Origin of the sequence: Amycolatopsis sp. cg9 (genome assembly GCF_041346945.1) — a bacterium.
GTDB lineage: Bacteria > Actinomycetota > Actinomycetes > Mycobacteriales > Pseudonocardiaceae > Amycolatopsis.
Genome location: NZ_CP166850.1, coordinates 3,085,032 through 3,110,665 on the forward strand (window position 1 = coordinate 3,085,032; position 25,634 = coordinate 3,110,665).

26 protein-coding genes are annotated in these 25,634 nt (G+C 72.0%); 22 read left to right on the forward strand and 4 right to left on the reverse strand.

Going from position 1 to position 25,634, the window contains the following annotated elements; all coding sequences use genetic code 11:
- Positions 1 to 10 precede the first annotated feature (10 nt).
- Entirely contained in the window at positions 11 to 1,078 is a 1,068-nt protein-coding gene (locus AB5J73_RS14780; protein ID WP_370970283.1) for a DUF5667 domain-containing protein, read from the reverse strand.
- 111 nt (positions 1,079 to 1,189) lie between these two features.
- Positions 1,190 to 1,882, reverse strand: a complete 693-nt coding sequence (locus AB5J73_RS14785; RefSeq protein WP_125310261.1) for a sigma-70 family RNA polymerase sigma factor — start codon at positions 1,880 to 1,882, stop codon at positions 1,190 to 1,192.
- Between the two features lie 314 nt (positions 1,883 to 2,196).
- On the opposite strand from AB5J73_RS14785, the gene AB5J73_RS14790 reads away from it, so the two are divergent.
- From AB5J73_RS14790 to AB5J73_RS14895, 22 genes are all read left to right on the forward strand, one after another.
- Positions 2,197 to 3,708 (forward strand): AMP-binding protein, encoded by a 1,512-nt coding sequence (locus AB5J73_RS14790; RefSeq protein ID WP_370970284.1) that lies wholly within the window; start codon positions 2,197 to 2,199, stop codon positions 3,706 to 3,708.
- Positions 3,709 to 3,732: 24 nt separating this feature from the next.
- Complete coding sequence (locus tag AB5J73_RS14795; RefSeq protein ID WP_370970285.1) at positions 3,733 to 3,969, forward strand: glutaredoxin family protein; 237 nt, start codon at positions 3,733 to 3,735, stop codon at positions 3,967 to 3,969.
- Between the two features lie 64 nt (positions 3,970 to 4,033).
- A complete protein-coding gene (locus AB5J73_RS14800) occupies positions 4,034 to 5,617 on the forward strand; it encodes a molybdopterin-dependent oxidoreductase (RefSeq protein WP_370970286.1) in 1,584 nt (527 codons plus the stop codon).
- 330 nt (positions 5,618 to 5,947) lie between these two features.
- Positions 5,948 to 6,862, forward strand: a complete 915-nt coding sequence (locus tag AB5J73_RS14805; RefSeq protein WP_370970287.1) for a redox-sensing transcriptional repressor Rex — start codon at positions 5,948 to 5,950, stop codon at positions 6,860 to 6,862.
- A gap of 73 nt (positions 6,863 to 6,935) precedes the next feature.
- Positions 6,936 to 8,243, forward strand: a complete 1,308-nt coding sequence (locus AB5J73_RS14810) for a glutamyl-tRNA reductase (protein WP_370970288.1) — start codon at positions 6,936 to 6,938, stop codon at positions 8,241 to 8,243.
- Between the two features lie 2 nt (positions 8,244 to 8,245).
- The gene (gene hemC, locus AB5J73_RS14815) at positions 8,246 to 9,193 is read left to right on the forward strand and encodes a hydroxymethylbilane synthase (protein WP_370970289.1); all 948 of its coding nucleotides are present in this window, start codon (positions 8,246 to 8,248) and stop codon (positions 9,191 to 9,193) included.
- 83 nt (positions 9,194 to 9,276) lie between these two features.
- Positions 9,277 to 10,809, forward strand: coding sequence for a uroporphyrinogen-III synthase (locus AB5J73_RS14820; protein ID WP_370970290.1), 1,533 nt, complete (start codon positions 9,277 to 9,279; stop codon positions 10,807 to 10,809).
- 294 nt (positions 10,810 to 11,103) lie between these two features.
- A complete protein-coding gene (hemB, locus tag AB5J73_RS14825; RefSeq protein ID WP_370970291.1) occupies positions 11,104 to 12,075 on the forward strand; it encodes a porphobilinogen synthase in 972 nt (323 codons plus the stop codon).
- Positions 12,076 to 12,093: 18 nt separating this feature from the next.
- The gene (locus AB5J73_RS14830; protein ID WP_370970292.1) at positions 12,094 to 12,630 is read left to right on the forward strand and encodes a hypothetical protein; all 537 of its coding nucleotides are present in this window, start codon (positions 12,094 to 12,096) and stop codon (positions 12,628 to 12,630) included.
- Positions 12,627 to 13,073, forward strand: coding sequence for a hypothetical protein (locus tag AB5J73_RS14835; protein WP_370970293.1), 447 nt, complete (start codon positions 12,627 to 12,629; stop codon positions 13,071 to 13,073). Before AB5J73_RS14830 ends, AB5J73_RS14835 begins: the two co-directional genes overlap by 4 nt.
- 13 nt (positions 13,074 to 13,086) lie before the next feature.
- Positions 13,087 to 13,425: a hypothetical protein gene (locus AB5J73_RS14840; RefSeq protein WP_370970294.1), complete on the forward strand. Its 339-nt coding sequence runs from the start codon at positions 13,087 to 13,089 to the stop codon at positions 13,423 to 13,425.
- A 62-nt stretch (positions 13,426 to 13,487) separates the two neighbouring features.
- The gene (locus AB5J73_RS14845) at positions 13,488 to 14,807 is read left to right on the forward strand and encodes an efflux RND transporter periplasmic adaptor subunit (protein ID WP_370970295.1); all 1,320 of its coding nucleotides are present in this window, start codon (positions 13,488 to 13,490) and stop codon (positions 14,805 to 14,807) included.
- A complete protein-coding gene (locus tag AB5J73_RS14850) occupies positions 14,804 to 15,508 on the forward strand; it encodes an ABC transporter ATP-binding protein (protein ID WP_086859429.1) in 705 nt (234 codons plus the stop codon). Before AB5J73_RS14845 ends, AB5J73_RS14850 begins: the two co-directional genes overlap by 4 nt.
- The gene (locus AB5J73_RS14855; RefSeq protein ID WP_370970296.1) at positions 15,505 to 16,710 is read left to right on the forward strand and encodes an ABC transporter permease; all 1,206 of its coding nucleotides are present in this window, start codon (positions 15,505 to 15,507) and stop codon (positions 16,708 to 16,710) included. Before AB5J73_RS14850 ends, AB5J73_RS14855 begins: the two co-directional genes overlap by 4 nt.
- A 12-nt stretch (positions 16,711 to 16,722) precedes the next feature.
- Positions 16,723 to 17,241, forward strand: coding sequence for a hypothetical protein (locus tag AB5J73_RS14860; protein WP_370970297.1), 519 nt, complete (start codon positions 16,723 to 16,725; stop codon positions 17,239 to 17,241).
- A gap of 19 nt (positions 17,242 to 17,260) precedes the next feature.
- Complete coding sequence (hemL, locus tag AB5J73_RS14865; protein ID WP_370970298.1) at positions 17,261 to 18,562, forward strand: glutamate-1-semialdehyde 2,1-aminomutase; 1,302 nt, start codon at positions 17,261 to 17,263, stop codon at positions 18,560 to 18,562.
- On the forward strand, positions 18,559 to 19,185 hold the full coding sequence (locus AB5J73_RS14870; protein ID WP_370970299.1) for a histidine phosphatase family protein: 627 nt from the start codon (positions 18,559 to 18,561) through the stop codon (positions 19,183 to 19,185). Before hemL ends, AB5J73_RS14870 begins: the two co-directional genes overlap by 4 nt.
- Entirely contained in the window at positions 19,182 to 19,754 is a 573-nt protein-coding gene (locus tag AB5J73_RS14875; RefSeq protein ID WP_370970300.1) for a TlpA family protein disulfide reductase, read from the forward strand. Before AB5J73_RS14870 ends, AB5J73_RS14875 begins: the two co-directional genes overlap by 4 nt.
- A 209-nt stretch (positions 19,755 to 19,963) precedes the next feature.
- The gene (locus tag AB5J73_RS14880; protein ID WP_370970301.1) at positions 19,964 to 20,737 is read left to right on the forward strand and encodes a cytochrome c biogenesis CcdA family protein; all 774 of its coding nucleotides are present in this window, start codon (positions 19,964 to 19,966) and stop codon (positions 20,735 to 20,737) included.
- A complete protein-coding gene (locus AB5J73_RS14885) occupies positions 20,734 to 22,329 on the forward strand; it encodes a cytochrome c biogenesis protein ResB (protein WP_370970302.1) in 1,596 nt (531 codons plus the stop codon). The genes AB5J73_RS14880 and AB5J73_RS14885 overlap by 4 nt, the downstream gene beginning before the upstream one ends.
- Positions 22,330 to 22,333: 4 nt before the next feature.
- Entirely contained in the window at positions 22,334 to 23,302 is a 969-nt protein-coding gene (ccsB, locus tag AB5J73_RS14890; RefSeq protein WP_370970303.1) for a c-type cytochrome biogenesis protein CcsB, read from the forward strand.
- A gap of 77 nt (positions 23,303 to 23,379) precedes the next feature.
- Positions 23,380 to 24,750 (forward strand): AAA family ATPase, encoded by a 1,371-nt coding sequence (locus AB5J73_RS14895; RefSeq protein ID WP_370970304.1) that lies wholly within the window; start codon positions 23,380 to 23,382, stop codon positions 24,748 to 24,750.
- Between the two features lie 163 nt (positions 24,751 to 24,913).
- Here AB5J73_RS14895 and AB5J73_RS14900 read toward each other — a convergent pair whose 3' ends face one another.
- Positions 24,914 to 25,096, reverse strand: a complete 183-nt coding sequence (locus AB5J73_RS14900) for a hypothetical protein (protein WP_086865237.1) — start codon at positions 25,094 to 25,096, stop codon at positions 24,914 to 24,916.
- A 151-nt stretch (positions 25,097 to 25,247) separates the two neighbouring features.
- Positions 25,248 to 25,460, reverse strand: a complete 213-nt coding sequence (locus AB5J73_RS14905; protein WP_003081896.1) for a BldC family transcriptional regulator — start codon at positions 25,458 to 25,460, stop codon at positions 25,248 to 25,250.
- Positions 25,461 to 25,634: the final 174 nt, after the last annotated feature.

Consider the following 25,634-nt stretch of genomic DNA (forward strand, 5'->3'; position numbering starts at 1 on the left):
GGCCCGGACCTCAGCCGATCACGATCGGCGGCAGACCCGGCAGCAACGGCGGGATCGAAACCAGCGGCGGCGAGGACGTCGTCGGGGTGGTCGACGGCGGCCGGGTGGTCGTCGGCGGCTGGCCGTACACCGGCGGTGGCGTCACGCCGCCGGTCGGCGCCGGGATGCCCGGGGTGGCCGCCGCGTCCGAAGGCGGCAGCTGCGTTCCCGTCACCAGCGGCGCGGTGCTTTCCCCCGGCGACGACGAACTCGGCCCGGGTGACGGCCGCTCGCCCGCGGCCGGGGCCGGCCGGGCGGTGCACTCGCCGGTCGCCGGGAGCAGCCCCAGTTCGTCGGACGTGCCGGTGGTGATCTCGTAGCAGTTCAGCCGCGCCACCAGCCCGCTCGTGCGCTCCTGGACCTTGCCCAGCAGGTCGCGGACGTCGCCGAAGACCGGCACCGCGGCCGCCGGTTGGGGCTGGGCCGCCAGCCGCGCCGCCTGGTTGCGCGCCCAGAGCCGGACGTCGGCCAGCGCCTGCGCCCCGCCGCTGTCGCTCGTCGCCACCGCGGACAGCTGGGCGACGCCCGCCTTCAGGTCGGCGGCGAAGTCGTCGTACGCGGTCTGGTAGTCGGCCTGGCTCGCGCCTTCTTCGGCCAGCTCGCCGAGCTCGGTGATCCGGTTGGTGGCGAACTCCAGGTGCTTCTGCGCCTTCGCCTGGTCGCCGAAGGTCAGGCCCAGCGCCGTCGACTCCCCGGCGCGCTTCACGCTGTACAGCGCGTCACCGGGCAGCGCGCTCCGGGACAGCACGAGCGTCAGGCCCGACAGCACCAGGACCAGGAAGAGCGCGGCGGCCACCAGGTCGGCGGTCCGCGGCCGCCACCTCCGACGCGGGGTGGCCGCCGCCGTCTCCAGGCGGCCCGCGATCTCCGCGCGGATCCGCTGCCGGGTGGCCAGGTCCGGGGCCCCGGCCGCACCGAGGTCGCGCAGGGCGCCGACGAGGGCCAGCTCGTCGGCGAACTCGCCGTCCCGGCGTACCGGGGACGGCTCCAGGGCACGCGCGAACCGGTCGCTCTCGGCTCGCTCACGCGCAAACCTCACTGCGCTGCTCCATCTCGGCCATGGCCGGCCTGACACCGGTCTGGCAGGAGTAACGATCCAGAAGCCGCCAGGGTTACCGGTTCCGGTCGACGGACCGGAAAGTTCGCGGGATCAGCGCAATCCGGTGGGCAGAAGTTGTGCCAATCGGCGTACCGCGCGGTGCTGGAGCGCCTTGATCGCACCCTCGTTGCGGTTCATGATCTCGGCCGTCTCGGCCACCGACAGGCCCTGCAGGAACCGCAGGATGATGCATTCCCGCTGGTCGTCGCCCAGTTCCGCGACGCAGCGCAGCAGCTCGGCGCGGGTCGCGCGGGTGATGGCCTCCTGCTCGGGGCCCGCCTGCGCGGTCGCGCCGACGCTGAACGGCGCCGAGCCCGGCTCGGTCACCTCGTCGGTGACCACTTCGAGCTTGAACCGGCTCGACTTCACGTGGTCGAGCACGAGGTTGCGGGCGATGGTGACGAACCAGGCGCCGACGTCACGCCCCTGGTAGCTCACCGACGTGATCCGGCGCAGCGCGCGCAGGAACGTCTCGCTGGTGACGTCCTCGGCCAGGTCGCGGTCGCCGAGCCGGAACAGCACGTACCGGTAGACGACGTCGACGTAGCGGTCGTAGAGCCGGCCGAAGGCGGACGAGTCGCCGTCCTGCGCGGCGCGCACGAGCTCCCACGCCTCGGCCTTCGCGGCTTCGGCGCGCTCGTCGTCGGACGCCTGCCTGCTCACCGGCACGGCCGACGAACGGCCGAAGACGCGCTCGGCGAACATGAAGACGGGCCCGCGGCTCACGGCGGTCGGCACGGTCATCGGGCGGCACCTCCGGCGGCGAAGCTGGCCTCGCGGGCCACTGAACCCCCGGAACCCGGACGAGCAGGGGCCTGCCGGCTCGCGTGCCCCACGACTTCGTGGGCAAGCAAGTTCGTCACGGCGACTCCCTCTCTCCGGTCGCGGCGGTGATCAACACCACCCCGCGACGCAGTGCAGCATACGTGTAGTTACCGCGAAGTAGGTAGTGGCTCCGGGGTTGCGAAGAAGCGACGCTCGCGGTCAGCACCCATGACGTCGCTCCGAATGACAGACTTGCAACGCTTTGGCCGGGATCGGAGAAAGGCGGGCCGCGGGTGAGTGCTCCAGAGGGGACGACATCGGGGGTCGGCGGGCTGCTCTCGCGGGCCGCGGCGACCTGGCCGGACCACCCGGCCGTGCGCGAAACCGGCTCCGGCCGCGGCCTGACCCACCAGCAGCTCGAAGCCGCCGCCCAGGTCCAGGCCCAGGCCCTCGCGGACGCGGGGGTCGCGCCCGGCGACCCGGTCGCACTGCGGCTGCCGACCTCCGTCGATTTCGCGGTCGCGTTCTTCGGCGCGCTGCGCGCCGGGGCGGTCGTCGTGCCGCTGTCGCCGCAGGTGCCCGGCCCGGAGCTCGAGAAGCTGCTCGAGCACAGCGGTGCCAAGGTTGTCATCCAGCGGGACGCCGAAGCGGAACTGCCGGCCGGGGTGAGCGGTCTCACTCCGCGAAGCGACCCGGATGGAGTAGTCGAATTCGTCGACGCGGGCCGCGCGGGCGAGGACATCGCCGTCGTTTCGTACACCTCGGGCACCACCGGGCCGCCGCGCGGCGTGATGCTGTCGCACCGCGCGCTGCTGGCGAACCTGGAGCAGCTCGGCCGCGTCGAGGGCGTCCTGGACCACGACGACCGCGTGCTGCTCACCATCCCGCTCTTCCACGTCTACGGCCTGGGGCCCGGCCTGCTGCACGCCGTCGCCGTCGGCGCGACCGCCGTCCTGTCCGAGCGCTTCGAAGCGCAGCGCACCCTGGACGACTGCGCGGAGCACGGCGTCACCACGATCACCGGCGTCCCGACCATGTACGCCGAGTTCGCCGCGCTCGGCGCCGACGAGCTGCGCCGCGGCCTGGCCACCGTGCGCCGGATGACGTCCGGCGCCGCGCCGCTGCACCCGAAGGTGCTGACCGCCATCCGCGAGGGCGCCGGGGTCGACGTCTACGAGGGCTACGGCCTCACCGAATGCGCGCCGGTGGTGACGTCGACGCTGGTCACGGGCTACCCGAAGCCGGGCTCGGTCGGCCGTCCGCTGCCCGGGATCGAGCTGCGGCTGGTCGACAGCGACGGCACCGACCAGGCCGTGCCGCTCGACCCGGACGACGTCGACGACGTCTTCGAGGCCGAGGGCGAGACCGGGCTGGTGTCGATCCGCGGCGCGAACCTCTTCTCCGGGTACTGGCCCGACGGCGAGCACGGGCCGGATGACGAGGGCTGGTTCCGCACCGGCGACGTCGGCTACCTCGACGTCGACGGCGACCTGCACCTGGTCGACCGGGCCAACGACCTGATCATCGTCAACGGCTTCAACGTCTTCCCGCGCGAGGTCGAGGAGGTCATCGGGCAGCTGCCCGAGGTGGCCGAGGCCGCCGTCGTCGGGGTCGTGGACGAGCGAAGCGGCGAAGCGGTGAAGGCGTTCGTGGTGCCGGCGGCCGGGGCGGCGCTGTCCGAGCAGCAGGTCGTCGACCACTGCGCGGGCCACCTGGCCGGGTACAAGGTGCCGCACCTGGTGGAGTTCGCCGAGTCGCTGCCGCACTCGGCCACCGGGAAGCTGCGCCGCCTGCGGCTGCGGTAGGAAGGCTGGGATATGAAGGACGTCATGGCGCACGAAGTGACGGTCATGGGCCGGGACGGCTGCCACCTCTGCGAGGTCGCGGAGACCGAGGTCGCGCGGATCTGCGGGGAGCTCGGCGTCGCGTGGCGGGCCGAGGACGTCGACACGGACCCGGAGTGGCGCGCGGAGTACGGCGACCGCGTCCCGGTGATCCTGGTCGACGGCGCCGAGCACGGCTACTGGCGCGTCGAAGAGGACCGGCTGCGGCGCGCGCTCGCTTGAGCCGTAACACGTCCGTAAGCCGTTCCGGGCAGCCTCTCGGCGCTCGCGCTCCGAAGATGGAGGCGTGAGCACTCTGCAGGACGCGCCCCCGGCGGCACGCCGGCTTTCGCTGCCGGTCGCGACCCTGATCGGGATCCTCGCGCTGGCCGCCGCCCTCGGCGTGGGGCACCTGGTCGCGGCCTTCGTCGGCTACACGGCGTCGCCGTTCATCGCGGTGGCCAACTACGTCGTCGACCACAGCCCGACCGGGATCGTGAAGTGGGCCGAGCGGACGCTGGGCACCTGGGACAAGCCGGTGCTGAAGCTCGGGCTCGCCGTGGTGCTGGTCCTGTTCGCGCTGCTCGCCGGGCAGCTTTCGCGCCGGACCCCGCGCGCCGGGCAGATCCTGGTCTTCGTCCTCGGCGCCGCCGGCGTCGCCGCCGTCTACGTGCGCTCGGACCTCGGGCAGGTGGCGCTGCTCGCGCCGGTCGCCGCCCTGGTCGCCGGGCTCGCGGTGTTCACCTGGCTGCACCGGATCGCACTTTCACGTGAAAGTGACCACCAGGGGGCCGCACTTTCACGTGAAAGTGCGGCTTGCGGAGCTTCGCGGCGGAAGTTCCTGCGCGCCGGGGTCGGCGTCGTCGCGGGCTCGGGGGTCGCGGCGGTGGTCGGCCAGGTGGCCGGGACCAGCTCGGGCGCCGAGGACTCGCGGGCCGCCGTCGGGCCGCTGGTGCCGGCGCGGACGGTGCCGCCGCTGCCCGCGGACGCGGACTTCGCGAAGCTCGGCTCGCCGCCCTTCATCACGCCGAACGGCGACTTCTACCGCATCGACACCGCGCTGGTCGTCCCGCAGATCCGGACCGAGGACTGGAGCCTGCGCATCCACGGGATGGTCGACCGCGAGGTGACGTTCTCCTACGCCGACATCCGCAGCCGGCCGCTGGTCGAGCGCCGGGTGACGCTGACGTGCGTGTCCAACGAGGTCGGCGGCCCGCTGATCTCGAACGCCAGCTGGATCGGCGTCGACCTGGTGGACCTGCTCGACCAGGCGGGCGTGCAGGCGGGCGCGGAGCAGATGTTCGCCACCAGCGTCGACGGCTGGACCTGCGGCACCCCGGCGAACGCCGCCCTCGATCCCCAGCGCGGCGCGATGCTGGCGATCGGCATGAACGGCGAGCCGCTCCCGGTCGAGCACGGCTTCCCGGCGCGGATCGTGATCCCCGGGCTGTACGGGTACGTGTCGGCGACCAAGTGGGTCGAGTCGCTGGAGTTCACGAAGTGGAGCGACCGGCAGGCGTACTGGCTCAGCCGCGGGTGGGGCGAGCAGGCGCCGATCAAGACGGAGTCCCGCATCGACACCCCGACGGGCTTCGCGCGGGTGCCCGCGGGCAAGGTCCGGCTGGCGGGGACGGCGTGGGCCCAGCACACCGGCATCGCGAAGGTGGAGGTCCGGCTGGACCAGGGCAGTTGGCTCCCGGCGACGCTGTCGGCCGAGGTGAGCAAGGACACCTGGCGGATGTGGTGGATCGAGCTCGACGTGCCGCCGGGGACGCACCAGGCGTTCGTCCGGGCGACGGACCAGGACGGGTACACGCAGACGGAGAACCGCGCGGACCCGGTCCCGGACGGCGCCACGGGCTGGCACTCGGTGAGCCTGGACGCGAGCTGACGGCCGGTCCGAACGCCGTGAACGACTCGTTCATGGCGTCGGACGCGGTGAACGACTCGTTCATGGCGTCGGACCGGCGGACGGTGGAGTGCCGGAAGTGCCTGGCGGGCAAGGATTCTGACGCCGTGTCGTGATCCGCGGGGGTGTCCCGGCCGTCGGGAACCGCCTCCGACCAGTGACTTTGTGCGTGCGTTCACAAGTGGTCTACCGTAGGACCATCGCCCCCGGGCGGTCCGGCATCGAACCGGACTCCGAGTCCTGGGTCAAGACACAGTTCGGCACGGCCGTGGCGATGGCCGCCGGGTGCACAGCGGGCAGGAGAAGACGGGCGTGGTGACACAGCGGGGGAGGCGCGACGCGGCGGACTCCCCGGGCCGGGCCCCGCGACGGCCCCGCCGCTCGACCGCCCCGGACGCCGACAACGCCCCCACCGCCGAGATGCCCGCCGTACCCGCCGACGCCGACGGCCGCAACGGGGATGCCCCCGAGGCCGTCCGGGCGAAGTCGATCCCCGAAGCGGCCGTCGCGCGGCTCGCCGTCTACCTGCGCGTGCTGTCCGGTATGCGTGACCAGGGCGCCACGACGGTGTCCAGCGAAGAGCTGTCCCAAGCCGCGGGCGTCAATTCCGCGAAATTGCGCAAAGACCTCTCCTACCTCGGCTCCTACGGCACCCGGGGCGTCGGCTACGAAGTCAGCGTCCTGGTGAGCCAGATCGAGCGCATCCTCGGCCTGACCCGGCAGCACAAGGTGGCCGTGGTCGGCATCGGCAACCTGGGCCACGCGCTGGCGAACTACGGCGGCTTCCCGGGGCGCGGTTTCCCGGTCGAAGCGCTGTTCGACCTGGACGCGGACCTGATCGGCGTGCCGGTCGGCGGGCTGCCGGTGTCGCACATGGACGACATCCCGCGGATCTGCGCCGAGCGCGGCATCTCCATCGGCGTGATCGCCACCCCGCCCACCGCGGCGCAGTCGGTGTGTGACCGCCTGGTCGCGGGCGGTGTCCAGTGCATCCTCAACTTCGCCCCGGTGGTGCTGCAGGTTCCTGCTCACATCGAGGTCCGCAAAGTGGATTTGGCCGTCGAGCTGCAGATACTCTCGTTCCACGTAGCCCGCCGCGCGGACGACGCCGCCGGTGATCAGGGCAATTCCGGATTACGCGGTCCCGGTGCGCCGTCCGAGAATGGGAACGGCAGGCGGAACGGTTCGGGTCCGGACGGCGGACGGGAAATGGTGGTGCGCTCATGAGCGAGCTCGCGAGTGAATCGATCAACACAGCGCTTGCCGCTCAGGCCACGCCGAGCGTGAGCGAGGTGTGCGCATGAGCGTCTTGGCGGTCGGTCTTTCGCATCGCAGTGCGGAGCTGAGCACGCTCGAGCGCGTCGCGATCCCCGCGCCGGAGGTCGGCAAGGTCCTCGACGAGCTGCAGCAGGCCCAGCACGTCAGCGAGGTCATGCTCGTCTCGACGTGCAACCGCATCGAGGTCTACGCCGTCGTCGAGACCTTCCACGGCGGCCTCAACGACGTCTCCGACGTGCTCGCCCGCCAGGCCGGGATGGAACCCGCCGAGCTCTACGACAGCCTGTACGTCCACTACGCCGGCGCCGCCGTCGAGCACCTGTTCTCGGTCACCTCGGGCCTCGACTCGATGGTCGTCGGCGAGACGCAGATCCTCGGCCAGATCCGGTCCGCGTACGCCACCGCGCGCGAGTCCGGCACGGTCGGCCGCACGCTCCACGAGCTGATCCAGACGACCCTGCGCGTCGGCAAGCGCGTCCACACCGAGACCGGGCTGGACCAGCTCGGCGCGTCGGTCGTGTCCGAGGCGCTGGCCGCGGCCGGGGACATCGCCGGCAAGCACGCCGTCATCGTCGGCGCCGGCTCGATGGGCGCGCTGAGCGCGTCGCAGCTGCGCAAGGCCGGGATCGGCGAGATCACCGTGGCCAACCGCACCGACGCCCGCGCCCGCCGGCTCGCCGCGAACGTCACCGAGCAGGGCGTGCCCGCCCGCGCGGTGCCGCTGTCCGGCGTCGCCGACGCGGTCCGCGACGCCGACGTCGTCATCTGCTGCACCGGCGCGCAGGACGCCGTCTTCACGCCGGAGCACGTGCTGCCCCGCGGCGGCCGCGCCCTGGTCGTCTGCGACCTCGGCCTGCCCCGCGACGTCGACCCGGCCGTCGGCGAGCTGGCCGGTGTCCGCGTGGTCGACCTCGCCACCATCCAGCGCCGGATGCGCGAAGCCGGCACCCCGACCACCGAGCGCCAGACCGCCAAGGCGACCGGGATCGTCCTCGACGAGGTGCGCGACTACCTCGCCGGGCAGCGCAGCGCCGAGGTGACCCCGACCGTGACCGCGTTGCGCAAGCGCGCGGCCGAGGTCGTCGACGCCGAGCTGCTCCGGCTGGACAACCGGCTCCCCGAGCTCGACGCCGGGGTCCGCGAAGAGGTCGGCCGCACGGTGCGCCGGGTGGTCGACAAGCTGCTCCACGCGCCGACGGTGCGGGTCAAGCAGCTGGCCGCCGAGACGGCCGACACCGACTACGCGAACGCGTTGCGAGAACTGTTCTGCCTCGACCCGCAGGCACCGGCCGCCGTGGCGAGCCCGAAGCCCCCACCAGAGAAGAAGTAGTAGTGACCAGAGTCATTCGCATGGGCACGCGCGGCTCCAAGCTCGCGCTCGCCCAGACCGGGACCGTCGCCGACGCCCTGCGCGCCACCGGCGCCGAGGTCGAGATCGTCAAGGTGACCACGCCCGGTGACCAGTCGTCCGCGCCGATTCCCACGATCGGGGTCGGCGTCTTCACGTCGGCGCTGCGGGAAGCGTTGCTGCGCAACGAGGTCGACGTCATCGTCCACTCCTACAAGGACCTGCCGACCGCGCCGGAGGCGGGCATCACGCTCGCCGCCGTGCCGCCGCGCGAGGACCCGCGGGACGCGCTCATCGCGCGCGACGGGCTCACGCTGGGCGAGCTGCTGCCCGGGTCCACAGTGGGCACCGGCTCGCCGCGGCGCACCGCTCAGCTGCGTGCGCTGGGCCTCGGTTTGGAAATCGTGCCGATTCGCGGCAATATCGACACTCGCATGCGCAAGGTGACCGACGGCGAGCTCGACGCCGTGGTGCTCGCGCGTGCCGGACTGGCCAGGGTCGGACTGGCCGAGGCGATCACCGAGACCCTCGACCCGATCCAGATGCTGCCCGCGCCCGCACAGGGCGCGCTGGCGGTGGAGTGCCGGTCCGCCGACGTGGACCTGGAGCACCTGCTCGCATCCACATTGGACGACGAGGGCACGCGGGCCGCGGTGACGGCCGAGCGGGCCCTGCTGGCCGCGCTCGAGGCGGGGTGCAGCGCGCCGGTGGGCGCGCTCGCCGAGATCGTCGAAGATCTCGACGCCGAGGGCAAGGTCGTGGAACGGATCTCGCTGCGCGGCACCGCCGCGGCCGAGGGCGAGAACGGCGCGGTGGACATGGTCCGGGCTTCCGCGCTGGCCGACAAGGACCAGGCCGCCCAGCTGGGCAAGGACCTGGCCGCCGAGCTGCTGGACCTCGGAGCCGGAGCCCTCTCCGGTCCCGCTCAGTAGCGCTCTCGCGAGCGCTTCTCAAGACGTAGGAGACCTGCGTCCGTGCGACCCAGCACGGCCGCCGCAAGAGGAGAAACGCACAGATGACCCCCGCGCGAAAGACCACCGGGCGCGTAGCGTTCGTGGGCTCCGGGCCCGGCGACGCCGGCCTGCTCACGGTCCGTGCCCAGGAGCTGCTGACCAAGGCCGAGGTCGTGGTGACCGACCCCGACGTGCCCCAGGCCGTGCTGGCCATGGCCGCCGAGGGCGCCGAGGTCCGGCCCGCCGTCGGCGAGGCCGCCGAGGTCGCCAAGGACCTGACCGCCGAAGCGAAGGCCGGCCGGCTGGTGCTGCGGCTGGTCGCGGGCGACCCGCTGACCACCCCGGCCGTGGTGGCCGAGGTCCAGGCGGTCGCGCGCACGAGCGCCGTGTTCGACGTCATCCCGGGTGTTTCCCCGGGCGCGGCCGTCCCGGCGTACGCGGGCGTCGCGCTGGGCGGCACGCACGTCGAGGTCGACGTCCGCGGCGACGTCGACTGGGCGGCACTGGCCGCCGCGCCCGGCCCGCTGGTGCTGCACGCGACGTCGGCGCACCTGGCCGAGGCCGCGTCGGCGCTGACCGGCAACGGCGTCCCGGCGTCGACCCCGGTCGCGGTCACCGCGAACGGCACCATCAACACCCAGCGCACCCTCGACACCACGCTCGAGAAGGTCGCCAACGACGCGGGCGAGCTCGTCGGCCCGCTGATCGTCACGATCGGCCAGGCCGCCGGGCACCGCTCGAAGCTGTCGTGGTGGGAATCGCGCGCGCTCTACGGCTGGAAGGTCCTGGTGCCGCGCACCAAGGAGCAGGCCGGCGAGATGGCCGAGCGCCTGCGCGGCCACGGCGCGACGTCGCACGAGGTGCCCACGATTTCGGTCGAGCCGCCCCGCAGCCCGGCGCAGATGGAGCGCTCGGTCAAGGGCCTGGTCGACGGCCGCTACCAGTGGATCGTCTTCACCTCCACCAACGCGGTCCGCGCGGTGTGGGAGAAGTTCGAGGAGTTCGGGCTCGACGCTCGCGCGTTCTCCGGCGTGAAGATCGCCTGCGTCGGCGAATCGACCGCGGCGAAGGTGCGCTCGTTCGGCATCATCCCGGAGCTGGTCCCGTCGGGCGAGCAGTCGTCCGAGGGCCTGCTGGCCGAGTTCCCGCCGTACGACGACGTCCTCGACCCGGTCGACCGCGTGCTGCTGCCGCGGGCGGACATCGCCACCGAGACCCTGTCGGCCGGCCTGCGCGAGCGGGGCTGGGAGATCGACGACGTAACGGCCTACCGGACCGTCCGGGCGGCGCCGCCGCCCGCCGAGACCCGCGAGATGATCAAGACCGGCGGTTTCGACGCGGTCTGCTTCACCTCGTCTTCGACCGTGCGCAACCTGGTCGGCATCGCCGGCAAGCCGCACACCCGCACGCTGGTCGCGTGCATCGGCCCGAAGACCGCGGAGACCGCCGTGGAGTTCGGGCTCCGGGTCGACGTCCAGCCGGAGAAGGCCGACGTGCCGCACCTGGTGGACGCGCTGGCCGAGCACGCGGCGCGGCTTCGCGCCGAGGGTGCGCTGCCGCCGCCGCGCAAGGCGAAGCGGGCCCGCCGCTCCTGAGGTTCGTTGGTCCGTGAAGGCCACCTTGAGGGACTCAGAGTCCTCAAGGTGGCCTTCACGGCTTTCCGTGGCAGCGCGCCGTTTCCGGCCCGGCCCCTGCGCCCCGATGTGGCGTTCGGTGCGTCAGACGCACCGAACGCCACATTGGGTGCGCTGGACGCAACCAACGCCACATTGGGGCGCTTCGGCCGAGCCAGTCGGCGGGAAGTGCGTTCACCGACGGGAGACGGCCGCCCGGCGGTCCGGGCACCCTTGCGGAAGGGTGGGCGCGACCAGCGGAGTAACCTGGCTGGAGTGTTCCCCGAGCATCGTCCCCGCAGGCTTCGCACCACCCCGGCCATGCGCAGGCTGGTGGGCGAAACGACGCTGCGGCCACGCCAGCTGATCCTCCCGATGTTCGTCGCCGAGGGCCTCGACGCGCCGCGGCCGATCTCGAGCATGCCGGGCGTCGTCCAGCACACCCGTGACACGCTGCGGAAGGCCGCCGTCGACGCGGTCAACGCCGGGGTCGGTGGGCTGATGCTGTTCGGCATCCCGAAGACCCGGGACGCCGAAGGCTCCGGGGCCGTCGACGAACACGGCATCCTCAACGTCGCGCTGCGCGACCTGCGCCACGAGCTCGGTGACGCCACCGTGCTGATGGCCGACACCTGCCTCGACGAGTTCACCGACCACGGCCACTGCGGTGTCCTGGACGCCGACGGCGGGGTCGACAACGACGCCACCCTGCGGCTGTACGCCGAGATGGCCGTCGCGCAGGCCGAAGCCGGGGCGCACGTGCTCGGGCCGTCCGGGATGATGGACGGCCAGATCGGCGTCATCCGCCGCGCGCTCGACGAGGTCGGGCACAGCGACAAGGCGATCCTCGCCTACTCCGCGAAGTACGCCAGCGCGTTCTACGGCCCCTTCCGCGAGGCCGTCGATTCGCAGCTCAAGGGCGACCGCAAGACCTACCAGCAGGACCCGGGCAACGGCCGCGAGGCGCTGCGCGAGATCGAGCTGGACCTCGCCGAGGGCGCGGACATGGTCATGGTCAAGCCGGCGCTGGCCTACCTGGACGTGATCAAGGCGGCGGCGGACATCTCGCCGGTGCCGGTGGCGGCGTACAACATCTCGGGCGAGTACGCGATGGTCGAAGCCGCCGCGGCGAACGGCTGGCTGGACCGCGAACGGACCGTGCTCGAGGTGCTCACGTCGATCCGGCGGGCGGGCGCGGACATGATCCTGACCTACTGGGCCGCGGAAGCCGCTGCCTGGCTGGACTGACCCGTTAGAGTCCACGCCGTGGAAGACAAAGAGGACCTCACCGGTCTGACCGACGACGAACGCCGCAAGAAGGGCCGCTCGCCGGATCCGGTGCTGCCGGGGCAGCAGGCGCCCAAGGCGACCCCGCCGCGTCCGGTGGCCGTGTCGTTCTGGCTGTGGCTCGCCGGTGGCGTGGTGCTCATCCTCAGCTACGTCCAGCTGCTGAGCAGCAAGTCGGCCGTCATCGACCAGTTCGTGAAGGCGACCACCGACCCGAAGTACACGCCGCAGATGATCGCGGACGGCGTCACGACGCTGCTGTGGTACCTGCTCGGCGGCGCGGTCGTGTTCACGCTGCTGTTCCTGCTCTTCGCGTACAAGGCCCGCGAAGGCACGCGCTCGGCCCGGACGGTGCTGACCATCCTGCCGATCGTGATGCTGCTGCTGATCATGACGATCGCGCCGATCATCAACTACCTGACCCTGGTCTCGGTGCTGCTGTTCGTGATCGCGCTGGTCCTGATGTACCTGCCGTCGGTGGCGGGCTACTTCCCGAAGGCCGGCCGCAAGCCGTGAGCGACCGGCTCTACGCCGAGTCCGGCGTGAGCTGGGGCGCCGTCGCGTGGGGCCCGGTGTTCGCGGTGTTCGGCGCGCTGTTCGAGCTGGTGACCGGCGGCCCGGTGCACGTCGTGGGCTGGCTGCTGGTCGGCGCCGGGCTGTGCGCGATCACCGCGCCGTGGGTGTACGCGCGGCGGCGGTTCCTTTCGCTCGAGGTGACGACGGAGCAGCTGCGCCAGGGCCGCGAGAAGGTCCCGGCGGACCAGCTCGCCTCGGTGACCGACGTCGGCGCCCCGGTCGGCGCGCGCGTGCTCGGTGGGGGCTGGTCGGTGCCGCGGAAGTACGACTCGCTCCCGGTGGAGCTCACGGATGGCACGGTGGTCCTGGCGTGGGCGAAGGACGTCGAAGCCCTGCAGGGCGCGCTCGACCGGCTCGTCCGGGCGACGCCGGGGGAAGCATGAGAAAATCGCCGCTGTGATCGACCTTCCGCAGCCCACCGGGGCCGAGCTCTGGCCGCCGGAAGAAGCCGGCCCGCAGGCGCGGCTGAACAAGCCGTGGCGGCTGCTCGTCGCCGTCGTGGAAGTCGTGCTGGCCGTTGCCGCCGGGTGGGGGGCCTACGCCTGCTGGCACGCGGGGGTGGCCACCGTCGTCACCCGGACCGACGACGGCGCGGTGCTCGAATCGCACCGGTACTTCGGCGGGTCGCTCGCCGCCGGCATCGGGCTCGGCACGGTGGCCGCGTTGCTGCTGGTCGACGCGGTGCGTCAGCTGCTGCTCGCGGTGCGTGCCCGGCAGCTCAAGCGCAAGGACTGATACACAGCTCCCGCACAGGGAACCCCCAGTCAATTGCTAAGCGGCGGTCCCAAGGTTGCCGCATGACGCGCGTGCGTGCCTCGAAGGCATGGGTGATCAACGGTGCTCTGGTCGTACTGCTGGCCGGGGCGGGTTTCGGGATATACCAGGCATTCAGCCCCGAACCGAGCACGGCGCAGGCGCAGTCGCGCAGCACCCCGGTGCGCCGCGCGACGGTCACCGAGACGATCTCCGCCGCCGGGACGCTCGCCAGCAGCTACACCGGCGCCGCGAACTTCGCCACGGCCGGCAAGGTCACCTCGATCGACGTGAAGGTCGGGGACGTCGTGAGCGCGGGCCAGAAGCTCGCGACGGTCGACAGCACGCAGGCGGCGAAACAGCTCCAGGTCGCGAAGGCGAACCTCGCGGTCGCGCAGGACAGCCTGGACGCCGCCGAAGACGCCGAGGACACCCCGGCGACCGGGCAGAACAGCCAGAACGGCCAGAACAGCACGCAATCGGCGGCGAACAGCGTCACCTCGGCGCAGGCCAAGCTCGACCAGGCCCAGCTGGACGTCCAGACCGCGCAGGAGACCCTCGACAACACGACGCTGTACGCGCCCGGCGCCGGCACGGTCACCGCCGTCAACGGCACCGTCGGGCAGCAGTCCGCCAGCGGCTCGGCGAGCAGCAGCACCAGTTCCCAGTCGTCGAGCAGCGGCAGCGGTCAGGGCGGCCAGGGTTCGTCGAACAGCACCGCGTCGAGCAGCTCGAGCTCCGGCAGCAGCGGCTTCATCACCATCACGAACATGACCGGCCTGGTCGTGAACACCTCGGTCGCCGAGATCGACGTCAGCAAGGTCAAGGCCGGCCAGAAGGCCACGGTGACGCTCAACGCGCTGCCGGACAAGCCGGTCCAGGCCACCGTGTCGAGCGTCAACCTGACCCCGACCACGAGCGGAAGCGTCGTCTCCTACGGCGCCCAGCTCGCGCTGACCGACCCGCCGGACGGGCTGCGGCCCGGCCAGTCCGCGAGCGTCGTGATCACCGTCGCCTCCGCCGACAACGCGCTGAGCGTGCCGGCCGCGGCCGTGACGACCGCCGGCGGCACCAACGTCGTCACCGTGCAGGAGAACGGCCAGAACGTGACGCGCCAGGTGCAGGTCGGCATCCGCGGCGAGTCGACCGTGCAGATCACCTCCGGGCTGACCGAGGGCGAGAACGTCGTGCTCACCGGGGCTTCGACCGGCACCACGGGCACCGGCCGGACCGGCACCGGGACCGGCGGCACCGGCGGGTTCCCCGGTGGCGGGACCGGCGGGTTCCCGGGCGGCGGCCAGCGCGGCACGGGCACGGGGGGCACGGGCACGGGCGCCGGCGGTGGATTCGGCGGCCGCGGGTGAAGCCGGTGATCGCGGTCTCCGCGCTGCGCAAGACCTACGGCGCCGGCGAAACGGCGGTGCACGCGCTGCGCGGCGTCGAACTCACCGTCTGGCCGGGCGAGTACGTCGCCATCATGGGGGCTTCCGGCTCGGGGAAGTCGACGCTGCTGAACATGCTCGGCTGCCTCGACGTCCCGACGTCCGGCCAGTACCTGCTCGACGGCTTCGGTGTCGGCAAGCTGAACGAACGGCAATTGGCGTTGCTGCGCAACCGGAAGATCGGTTTCATCTTCCAGTCGTTCAACCTCGTGCCGCGGACGTCCGCTTTGTCCAATGTAGAGCTTCCGCTCGTCTACAGTGGACTGAAACGGTCGGAACGGCGGCGGCGCGCGCTGGCGGCGCTGGAGATGGTCGGCCTGTCCGACCGGGCCAAGCACCTGCCCAGCGAGCTGTCCGGCGGGCAGATCCAGCGCGTCGCCGTGGCGCGGGCGCTGGTCACCGGCCCGGCGATGCTGCTGGCCGACGAGCCGACCGGCAACCTCGACCGGCGCAGCACCGAAGACGTCCTCGGCGTGTTCGACCGGCTCAACCGGCTCGGCCGCACCATCGTCGTCATCACGCACGAGGACGAGGTCGCCGCGCACGCGCACCGCGTCGTGCGGGTCGACGACGGGCTCATCGTGTCGGACGAAGTGACCCGCGCGGTCGGAGCGGTCTCGTGAACATCCTCGAAATCCTGCGCTTCGCCGTCCGCGGGCTCACCGCGAACAAGCTGCGCTCGGCGCTCACCACGCTCGGCATCACCATCGGCGTCGCCGCGGTGATCCTGCTCATCGCGGTCGGCAACGGCGCGTCCGCGGCCATCGCGGCCAGCATCCAGGGCCTCGGCACCAACGTGGTCAACGTCTCCCCGGCGCGCGGCGGCGGGCAGGGCGCGTCGGCGCGGCCGCTGACCGTCCAGGACGCCCACGCGCTCGTCGACCCGGTCGGCGCGCCCGACGTCAAGGCCGCGTCGCCGGTGGTGAACACCACGGCGACCGCGACCTACGGGCAGACGTCGTACGACATCTCCACCGTCGCCGGCACCGAACCGGCGTACTTCACGACCACCAACCGCGAACTCGCCCAGGGCCAGCTGTTCACCGCCGAAGACGTCACGGCCGCACGGAAGGTCGTGGTGCTCGGCCCGACGACCGCGGAGTCGATCTTCGGCACCGCTTCGGCCGCGGTCGGCAAGAACGTCCTGCTGAACAGCATCCAGTTCACCGTGGTCGGGGTGCTGCAGGCGAAGGGCAGCACCGGGCTGCAGAACGCCGACGACGTCGCCATCGCGCCGATCTCGGCCGTCCAGAACTCCCTGGCCGGGTACGGCAGCCTCAGCCAGATCGCCGTCCAGGCCACCAGCGCGGACTCCGTCTCGCTGGCCCAGTCGGAGATCACCGCGATCCTCAACGCGCGCCACGGCATCCGGCTCGGCGGCACCGCCGACTACCAGATCCAGAACTCCGAGCAGCTCCTGGCGACCCGGACGTCGGCGACCGAGACGTTCACCGTGCTGCTGGCGGCGGTCGCGGCGATCTCGCTGCTGGTCGGCGGCATCGGTGTCACGAACATCATGCTCGTCACGGTGACCGAGCGGATCCGCGAGATCGGCATCCGCAAGGCCATCGGCGCCCCGCGCGCCGCCATCCTCGGCCAGTTCCTCGCCGAAGCGACCATGCTCAGCCTGTTCGGCGGCCTGCTCGGCGTCGCGATCGGGGTGATCGGCAGCCGGTTCACCATCTCCGGGATCAAGCCCGTCGTGGTGCCCTCGTCGATCCTGCTCGCCTTCGCGGTGTCCGCCCTGATCGGGCTGTTCTTCGGCAGCTTCCCGGCGAACCGGGCCGCCAAGCTGCGGCCCATCGACGCCCTGCGTCACGAATAAGGAGAACTCCGCATGTCTTCCTCCACCACGAACCCGTCGAGCGCGGAGGAGATCGTCGCCACCCCGGCGGTCGACGGTGACCTGAACGCCGAGATGCGCCGGGCGGCCAAGCCGTTCTCCCGCACGACGCTGGTGCTGGCCGGGCTCGTCGTCCTCGCGATCGCGTTCGGCGGCGGCGCCTGGACGCACGCGGCGTTCGGCTCGTCGTCCTCCTCGACGCCCACCCGCCCGGCCGGCGGCACCCAGGGCGGCCAGCAGGCCGGCACCGGGCAGCAGGGCGGCGGCTTCCGCGGGGCCGGCGGCCGCGGCACCACCGGCACGGTCGACCGCGTCGAGGGCACCACGGTGTACGTCAAGACCGCGCAGGGCACCGACGTCAAGGTGTCCACATCGGACTCGACCACGGTCGGGGTGACCCAGCCGGGCAAGCTGGCCGACCTCAAGCCGGGTTCGACCGTCGTCGTCCAGGGCCAGGCGGGCGAAGACGGCACGGTGACCGCGCAGGCCATCACCCAGGAGGCGGCCCGCTGACGTTTGGGAGACTGGCGGGGTGAGCACTGGAACCGAGCAGTCCAAGGCATGGTTCGAACGGGCGAAGGCGGCCATCCCGGGCGGGGTGAATTCGCCGGTCCGGGCGTTCAACTCCGTCGGCGGCACCCCGCGGTTCATGGTCCGCGGCGAGGGCCCGCACCTGTGGGACGCCGACGGCAACCGCTACGTCGACCTGGTCTCCTCGTGGGGCCCGATGATCCTTGGTCACGCGCACCCGGCGGTCGTCGAGGCGGCGCGCGCGGCGGCGACGTCCGGCCTGTCGTTCGGCACCCCGACGATCGGTGAGGTCGAGCTGGCCGAGGAGATCATCGGCCGGGTCGGGCCCGTCGAACAGGTGCGCCTGGTCAACTCGGGCACCGAAGCCACGATGAGCGCGATCCGGCTGGCCCGCGGGTTCACCGGCCGCTCGAAGATCGTGAAGTTCGCCGGATGTTACCACGGTCACGTCGACGCGCTGCTCGCGCAGGCCGGCTCCGGCGTCGCCACGCTGGGGCTGCCGACGTCGCCGGGCGTCACCGGCGCCCAGGCCGGGGACACGCTGGTGCTGCCCTACAACGACCTCGACGCCGTCCGGAAGTCCTTTGCGGACAACCCCGGCGAGATCGCCGCGGTGATCACCGAGGCCGCGGCCGGCAACATGGGTGCGGTCGCGCCGGACGAAGGCTTCAACGCGGGCCTGCGCGACATCGCCCACGAGCACGGCGCGCTGCTGGTCATGGACGAGGTGATGACCGGGTTCCGCGTCTCGCGCGCGGGCTGGTTCGGCCTCGAAGGCGTGGCCGGCGACCTCTACACGTTCGGCAAGGTGATGTCCGGCGGCCTGCCGGCGGCGGCCTTCGGTGGCCGCGCGGACGTGATGGCCAAGCTCGCCCCGGGCGGGCCGGTCTACCAGGCCGGGACGCTGTCCGGGAACCCGGTCGCGGTCGCCACGGGCCTCGCGACGCTGCGCGCGGCCGACGACGCCGTGTACGCGGCTCTCGACGCCAACGCGAAGCGCCTCGGCTCGCTCTTCGAAGCGGCGCTGGCCGAAGCCGGGGTCGCGCACCACGTCCAGTACGCGGGCAACCTGGTGAGCGTGTTCTTCGGCGACCGGCCGGTCCGCGACTACGCCGGCGCGCAGGCGTCCGAAACGTGGCGGTTCCCGCCGTTCTTCCACGCGCTGCTCGACGGCGGCGTGTACGCGCCCCCGAGCGCGTACGAGGCCTGGTTCGTCAACGCGGCCATGGACGACGAAGCGTTCTCGGTGATCGAAGCGGCCCTGCCCGCGGCGGCGCGCGCGGCGGCCGGAGCCGTCCAGTGACCACCGTCGTCCACCTGCTGCGCCACGGGGAAGTGCACAACCCCGAGAAGATCCTGTACGGCCGGCTGCCGGGCTACCGGCTGTCCGAGCGCGGGCAGCGCCAGGCCCTGACGGTCGCCGAGGCCGTCGCGGGCCACGACCTGGTGCACGTCGTCGCGTCGCCGCTGCAGCGCGCGCAGGAGACGGCGGGCCCGATCGCCGCGGCGCACCGGCTCGACATCGCGACCGACGCGGACCTGATCGAGGCGGGCAACCAGTTCGAGGGCCTGCACGTGGCGGTCGGCGACGGCGCGCTGCGGGAGCCGAAGCACTGGCCGAAGCTGGTCAACCCGTTCAAGCCGTCGTGGGGCGAGCCGTACCTCGAGATCGCGCACCGGATGCTCGGCGCGGTCCACCGCGCCCGCGAGGCGGCGGACGGGCACGAAGCCCTCTGCGTGTCGCACCAGCTGCCGATCTGGACGCTCCGGCGGTTCCTCGAGGGCAAGAAGCTGTGGCACGACCCCCGCCGCCGCCAGTGCTCGCTGGCGTCGCTGACGTCGCTGGTCTTCGACGGCGACGCGCTGCGGGAGATCGTCTACAGCGAGCCGGCCGGCACGACCGACCCGAAGGTGACCGGGGCATGAAACGGCTGGTCATCGGGGTCGTGGCGGTGCTGGCGCTGGCCGGCTGCAGCGCGGGCAAGGACGCCGTCGTGCAGGGGAGCAGCTTCAGCTTCGTCTCCCCGGGCGGCCAGGTCGACATCACCTACGACGTCGCCCAGCGCCAGACCGCGCCGGTCCTGGCGGGCGACGACCTGATGCACGAGGGCAAGCAGCTGTCGCTGGCGGACTTCCCCGGCAAGGTCGTGGTGCTCAACCTGTGGGGCCAGTGGTGCGGGCCGTGCCGCACGGAGGTGCCGGAGCTGGAGTCGCTCGCGAAGCAGGCGCCGGGCGTACAGGTGGTGGGCATCGACGTCCGCGACCCGGCCCGCGAGGTGGCCCAGGACTTCGTCCGCGACCGGCAGCTGACGTACCCGTCGATCTACGACCCGGACGGCCGGGTGCTGCTCAAGCTGAGCGGCTACCCGCGCAACATCATCCCGTCGACGATCGTCCTGGACAAGCAGCACCGCGTGGCGGCGGTCTTCCTGCGGCCGGTGCTGGCCCAGGACCTCCTCCCGGTGACCCGGCGCCTGGAGTCCGAGCCCGCCTGACCCGCGGCACCGCAAGCGCCCCAATGTGGCGTTGGTTGCGTCCAACGCACCGAACGCCACATTGGGTGCGTCTGACGCACCGAACGCCACATTGGGGTGCTCCGGCTCGGGGCGGACGGGCGGGACCAAGGTCCTGAACTGCTGTGACCGAGGTCCTGTGAAGCGGCCCCGGAGTTCTCACCCGGACCTCACTGCCTACCCTCAACGGGGTGAACTCCGTTACCGAGCTGGCGATCTCCGGACCGCTGCTGCTCGCCGCGGGCGTCGCGCTGCTGGCCGGAACCATCTCGTTCGCGTCGCCGTGCGTGGTGCCGCTCGTGCCGGGGTACCTCGCGTACCTCGCCGCGCTCGTCGGTGCGGACGCGCCCGCGGTCAGTGCCGATGAGGAGCGCAAGAAGGGCCGCTGGGCCGTCCTGGGCGCCGCGCTGCTGTTCGTGCTCGGGTTCACCGTCGTCTTCGTCGCCACGCTGGGCACGCTCGTCTGGATCGCGGACACGCTCGTCCTCAACCAGGACCTCCTCCAGCGCATCGGCGGGGTCCTGACCATCGCCATGGCGCTGGTGTTCCTCGGCTGGATCCCCGGCCTGCAGCGCGAGGTCCGCTCGCACCACGTCCCGCGCGGCGGCGTCTGGGGAGCTCCGCTGCTCGGCGCGATCTTCGGGCTCGGCTGGACGCCCTGCATCGGCCCGACGCTGTCGGCCGTCACCACGCTGGCCAGTGCCACCGGCGGGGCCGAAGCCCGCGGCTACCTGCTGATCGCCGTCTACTGCCTCGGCCTCGGGCTGCCGTTCCTGCTGATCGCGCTCGGCGCCCGCTGGGCCGTGCGCGCCACCGACTGGGTGCGCCGCCACGGCCGCCAGGTGCAGATCTTCGGCGGCGTGCTGCTGCTGATCGTCGGCGTCCTGCTGGTCACCGGGGTGTGGGGAGATCTGATGGGCTGGCTCCGCAACGAGCTCGCGGGCAGCCTGGAGCTGCCGCTGTGACGACCACCGAGGCACCGCCCGCCGCCCCGAAGGGCCCGACGCCCGCGAAGCGCACCTTCGCCTTCGTGCGCAACACCTGGCGCGGCCTGACGTCGATGCGCACCGCGCTCGTCCTGCTGTTCCTGCTCGCGCTGGCCGCCCTGCCGGGTGCGCTCCTGCCGCAGCGGAAGCTCAACGCCCCGAAGGTCGACGAGTACATCGGCGCGCACGGCTGGTGGGGCACCCTGCTCGACAAGCTCGAGTTCTACGACGTCTACTCCAGCATCTGGTTCTCGGCCATCTACCTGCTGCTGATGATCTCGCTGGTCGGCTGCCTGACCCCGCGCAGCTTCGAGTACGTCAGGGCGATGCGCGCCAAGCCGGTGCTGACCCCGCGCAACCTGGCCCGGATGCCGCACTACCGGCTCGGCCGCGGCAAGGCCGACGTCACCGCCGAAGTCGCCGCCGTCCACAAGCACCTCTCGGGCTGGCGCCGGATCGAGCGCGAGGAAGCCGACGGCGTCCGCACGATCTCCGCCGAACGCGGGTTCCTGCGCGAGACCGGCAACCTCGTCTTCCACTTCAGCATGCTCGGCCTCATCGTGTTCTTCGCGCTGGGCAAGATGTTCGGCTACGAGGGCCAGGTCATCGTCCAGGCCGACGGGGACAGCTTCTGCAACTCCGGCATCTACAACTACGACTCCTTCAACGCCGGCCTGCGCGTCGACGGCACCGACCTCGACCCGTTCTGCGTGAAGGTCAACGACTTCACCGTGCGCTACACCCCGGCCGGTGAGCCGGAGTACTACCACGCGAACATCCAGTACCAGTCCGGCGAAGACCTCGAAACGAACACCTGGCGCCCCTACGGCCTCGAGGTCAACTCGCCGCTGCGGACCGCGGGTGACCGCGTCTACCTGCTCGGCCAGGGCTACTCGCCGCAGTTCACCGTCACCTTCCCCAACGGCGACAAGCGCACCCAGAACACCCAGTGGCGCACGGTCGACCCGACCACGATGCTCGCCGAGGGCGCGACGAAGTTCGACCAGCCGGGCGTCACCGACGAGGTGCAGCGGCGGACCCGCCAGCTCGCCATCACCGGCCTCTTCGCGCCGACGGCGTTCCTGCACGGCAACGTCCTGACGTCGTCCGCGCCGGAGCTGAATGACCCGTCCGTGGCCGTCGACATCATGCGCGGCGACCTCGGCCTCGATGCCGGGCGCGGCCAGTCGGTGTTCGAGATCGACCAGTCGCTCGTGGACGACGGCAGGCTGAAGAAGGTCGCCCGCGAGAACCTCAAGGTCGGCCAGGAGATCAAGCTCGACGACGGCACGAAGGTCCGCTTCGACGGCGTCAACCACTGGGTTTCCCTGCAGGTGTCCCACGACCCGACGCAGGGGTTCGTGCTCGGCTTCGCCATCGCGATGTTCCTCGGCCTCGGCGCGTCACTGCTGGTCAAGCGGCGACGGCTGTGGGTGCGGGTGAAGCCGGGGACCGAGGACCACCCGGGTACCGTGATCGAGGTCGCCGGGCTGGCCCGCACCGACCAGGCCGGCTACGGCGAAGAGTTCCACCGGATCAGCGAACGCCTGATCAGTGGGCAGAAGGGCTGAGGCAATGCCGATCAACGAGACGCTGTCGCAGTACAGCGACTGGCTGTACACCACCGCCGCGGCGATCTACGTCGTCGCGCTGATGATGACGCTGATCGAGCAGGGCTTCGGCGCCAAGGGCCGGCTCGCCATGGAGCGCGCCCAGCGCCGTTCGCGCGAGCTCGTCGGGGCCGGCGGCCCGCCGGTCGAGGAGCTCCCGGCCGCGCAGCGCGAGGTCGGCCGCCCCGAGCGGATCGGCCGCATGGGCGCGTCGCTGCTCGTGCTCGGCGCGGTGCTGCAGCTCTCGGCGATCGTGCTGCGCGGGCTCGCCGTGCACCGCGCGCCGTGGGGCAACATGTACGAGTACGGCATGGCGGTCACCTTCATCACGGTGGTCACGTGGATCCTCGTGATGTGGAAGTTCCCGGTCCGCCACCTGACCGGCTTCCTGCTGCTGCCCGTCGTGATCCTGATGTTCATCAACGGCACGCTGCTGTACACGATCGCGGCGCCGGTGCAGCCCGCGCTGCAGTCGTACTGGCTGGTCATCCACGTCTCCGCGGCCATCATCGGCTCCGGCGTCTTCCTGGTTCCGGGTGTCGCCAGCGTGCTGTACCTGTTCCGCTCGGCCTACGAGAAGGACGAGACGAAGTTCGCCCGGTTCGCCTCGAAGCTGCCCGCGGCCGACGTCCTCGACCGGATCGCCTACCGGACGACGATCTTCGCCTTCCCGGTGTTCACCTTCGGCGTGCTCTGCGGCGCCGTGTGGGCCGAGTCGGCGTGGGGCCGGTTCTGGGGCTGGGACCCCAAGGAGACCGTCGCGTTCATCGCCTGGGTGGTCTACGCGGCCTACCTGCACTCGCGGGCGACGGCGGGCTGGCGCGGCGCCCGGGCCGCGGCCATCAACATCGTCGGGTTCGCCGCGATCATCTTCAACCTGTTCTTCGTGAACCTCGTCACCGCGGGCCTGCACTCCTACGCCGGGGTGGGCTGAGCGTCCCGCGAGGACTCCGACTACCGTCGTGACCGGGGGAGAGCGATGTCGGGGCGAGTGCGCGGAGGTTTACACCGGTGACCGGACCCAGCGAAGAATCGGCTCCTGGCCACCCCGAACAGGCCGACCCGGCCGCTGCCCCGCAGCACCCGGGCCTGTTCGCCGACGACCGGACGGACTCCCACCCGCACCCGGAGACGTCCGGGGCCTACGACGTGCAGCCCACGCAGGCGGTCCCGCCGCCCAACCCGGCGGTGTCCGGCCCGCACCAGGTCAACCCGGCCGTTTCGGGCCCGCACCAGGTGAACCCGGCGGTGTCCGGGCCGCACCAGGTGCCCCCGGGGCCGCAGTACGGCTACGACCAGAACCTGCCGCCGCTGCAGCCGCAGTACGGCGACCCGGCGCAGCAGTACGCCCAGGCGCAGGCCCAGTACCCGCAGCAGCCCCAGCAGCCTTCGGGCCTGCCGCAGCCCCAGGGCGGGCGGCACGCGGCGCCGCCGCAGCAGCCGGGCCACGGCCACGACCTGTCGACGGCGCACCTGGTCAAGCAGGTCAAGCGGCCCCCGCAGTCCGGCTGGCGCAAGGCGCTCTACGTGGGCAGCGGCAAGCTGGTCAACCCGGGGGAGAGCCCGGCGGACACCCGCCGCCGCGAGCTCATCGCGCGGGTCAACCAGCCCCTGCGCGGCTGCTACAAGATCGCGATGCTGTCGCTGAAGGGCGGCGTCGGCAAGACCACGGTGACGACGACGCTGGGTGCGACGTTCGCTTCGCTGCGCGGTGACCGGGTCGTCGCCGTCGACGCCAACCCGGACCGCGGCACGCTCTCGCAGAAGCTCCCGCTGGAGACCACCGCGACGGTCCGCCACCTGCTGCGCGACGCGGCCCGCATCACGCGCTACAGCGACGTCCGGTCCTACACGTCCCAGGGCTCCAGCCGGCTGGAAATCCTCGCCAGCGAGCAGGACCCGGCCGTGTCGGAGGCCTTCTCCGAGGACGACTACCGGCGCACGGTCAACCTGCTGGAGCACTTCTACAACATCGTGCTCACCGACTGCGGCACCGGCCTGATGCACTCGGCGATGAAGGGTGTCCTGGACGTCGCGGACGCGCTGGTGGTGGTCTCGTCCGGCTCGGTCGACGGCGCCCGCAGCGCCTCGGCGACGCTGGACTGGCTCGAGGCCCACGGCTACGGCGAGCTGGTCAAGCGCTCGGTCGCGGTGATCAACTCGGTCCGCCCCAAGGGCGGCTCGGTCGACCTCGACAAGCTTTCGGCCCACTTCGGCGCGAAGGTCCGGGCGGTCTGCAAGGTGCCCTTCGACCCGCACCTGGAGGAAGGCGCGGAGATCGAGCTGGACCGCCTCACCGGCGACACCCGGCTGGCACTGCTGGAACTGGCGGCCACCGTCGCCGACGGTTTCGCGACCCCGCTCTCGCAGGGCTACCGGTAGGCCAGGCCCGCCGCGCCGATGCCGGGGGTACGCGAAGGTCGCGAATGACTCATTCGGGACCGCCAAGGTCGCGAATGAGTCATTCGCGACGCTGGAACTCGCCGCGCAGCCGGGGCGACGAGGCGCGAGTCAGCGGGAAGTAAAGCCGTGAAGCTCGGGCGGCTCAGCCCTCTTCGTCCCGGCGCTTGCGCTGCTGTTCGGCCAGCTGGCGCAGGAAGTCGGGGTCGTCGTCCGGGGCGAGCGGGGCGCGGCGCGGGGTCGAGGGCACCATCCGCTGGCCGGCGAACGACCGCCACAGGAGCAGGGCGACGACCAGCGCGCCGACCGCCGCGAGCAGAGCGAGCATGCCGGATCCTTCCGTGTGGGTCCCCCGAGGTTAGCCTCTTCGGCCGGGTTTCGGCTCCTGCCGCGTCAGGCGGGTGACGCGGCGAACGAAAAGGGGCCGCGCGGGACGGGGTGGTTCCCCGTACCCGACACGGCCCCGCGCCGGAGCTGGTTCAGGCGTTGCGCGCCGGTTCGCTGGCGTCGGTGGTCAGCTCGGCCAGGAGCTCGTTCACCTCGGACTCCCGGAACCGCCGGTGTCCGCCCGGGGTCCGGATGGAGCCGATGCGGCCCGCCGTCGCCCACCGCGTCACCGTCTTGGGGTCCACCCGGAACAGCGCTGCCACCTCGCCTGGGGTGAGCAGGCGTCCGCCCATCGTCGCGGTCATTTTCCGCCTCCTTAACGAACTCACTGCTATACCGGAGGCATCCGGGCCCTTCTGCCCGTCGCGCCGGGGTAGCCAACACGGCAATCGTTGCACTTCACCCGTCGGGTACTCGAACGGTTGTCCAAGAGTAAAGAGCCCTTAAAGGTCAAAACGGACAGTTTGTTTACGGTCTGC

Excerpts from the sequence above, each read along its gene's own strand:
- AB5J73_RS14810 (WP_370970288.1), top strand. The coding sequence starts at position 6,936 with ATGAGCGTCTTGGCGGTCGGTCTTTCGCATCGCAGTGCGGAGCTGAGC.
- AB5J73_RS14875 (WP_370970300.1), top strand. The coding sequence starts at position 19,182 with ATGAAACGGCTGGTCATCGGGGTCGTGGCGGTGCTGGCGCTGGCCGGC.
- AB5J73_RS14785 (WP_125310261.1), bottom strand. The coding sequence starts at position 1,882 with ATGACCGTGCCGACCGCCGTGAGCCGCGGGCCCGTCTTCATGTTCGCC.
- AB5J73_RS14905 (WP_003081896.1), bottom strand. The coding sequence starts at position 25,460 with ATGACCGCGACGATGGGCGGACGCCTGCTCACCCCAGGCGAGGTGGCA.
- AB5J73_RS14795 (WP_370970285.1), top strand. The coding sequence starts at position 3,733 with ATGGCGCACGAAGTGACGGTCATGGGCCGGGACGGCTGCCACCTCTGC.
- AB5J73_RS14860 (WP_370970297.1), top strand. The coding sequence starts at position 16,723 with ATGTCTTCCTCCACCACGAACCCGTCGAGCGCGGAGGAGATCGTCGCC.
- AB5J73_RS14820 (WP_370970290.1), top strand. The coding sequence starts at position 9,277 with ATGACCCCCGCGCGAAAGACCACCGGGCGCGTAGCGTTCGTGGGCTCC.
- AB5J73_RS14845 (WP_370970295.1), top strand. The coding sequence starts at position 13,488 with ATGACGCGCGTGCGTGCCTCGAAGGCATGGGTGATCAACGGTGCTCTG.
- AB5J73_RS14900 (WP_086865237.1), bottom strand. The coding sequence starts at position 25,096 with ATGCTCGCTCTGCTCGCGGCGGTCGGCGCGCTGGTCGTCGCCCTGCTC.
- ccsB (WP_370970303.1), top strand. The coding sequence starts at position 22,334 with ATGCCGATCAACGAGACGCTGTCGCAGTACAGCGACTGGCTGTACACC.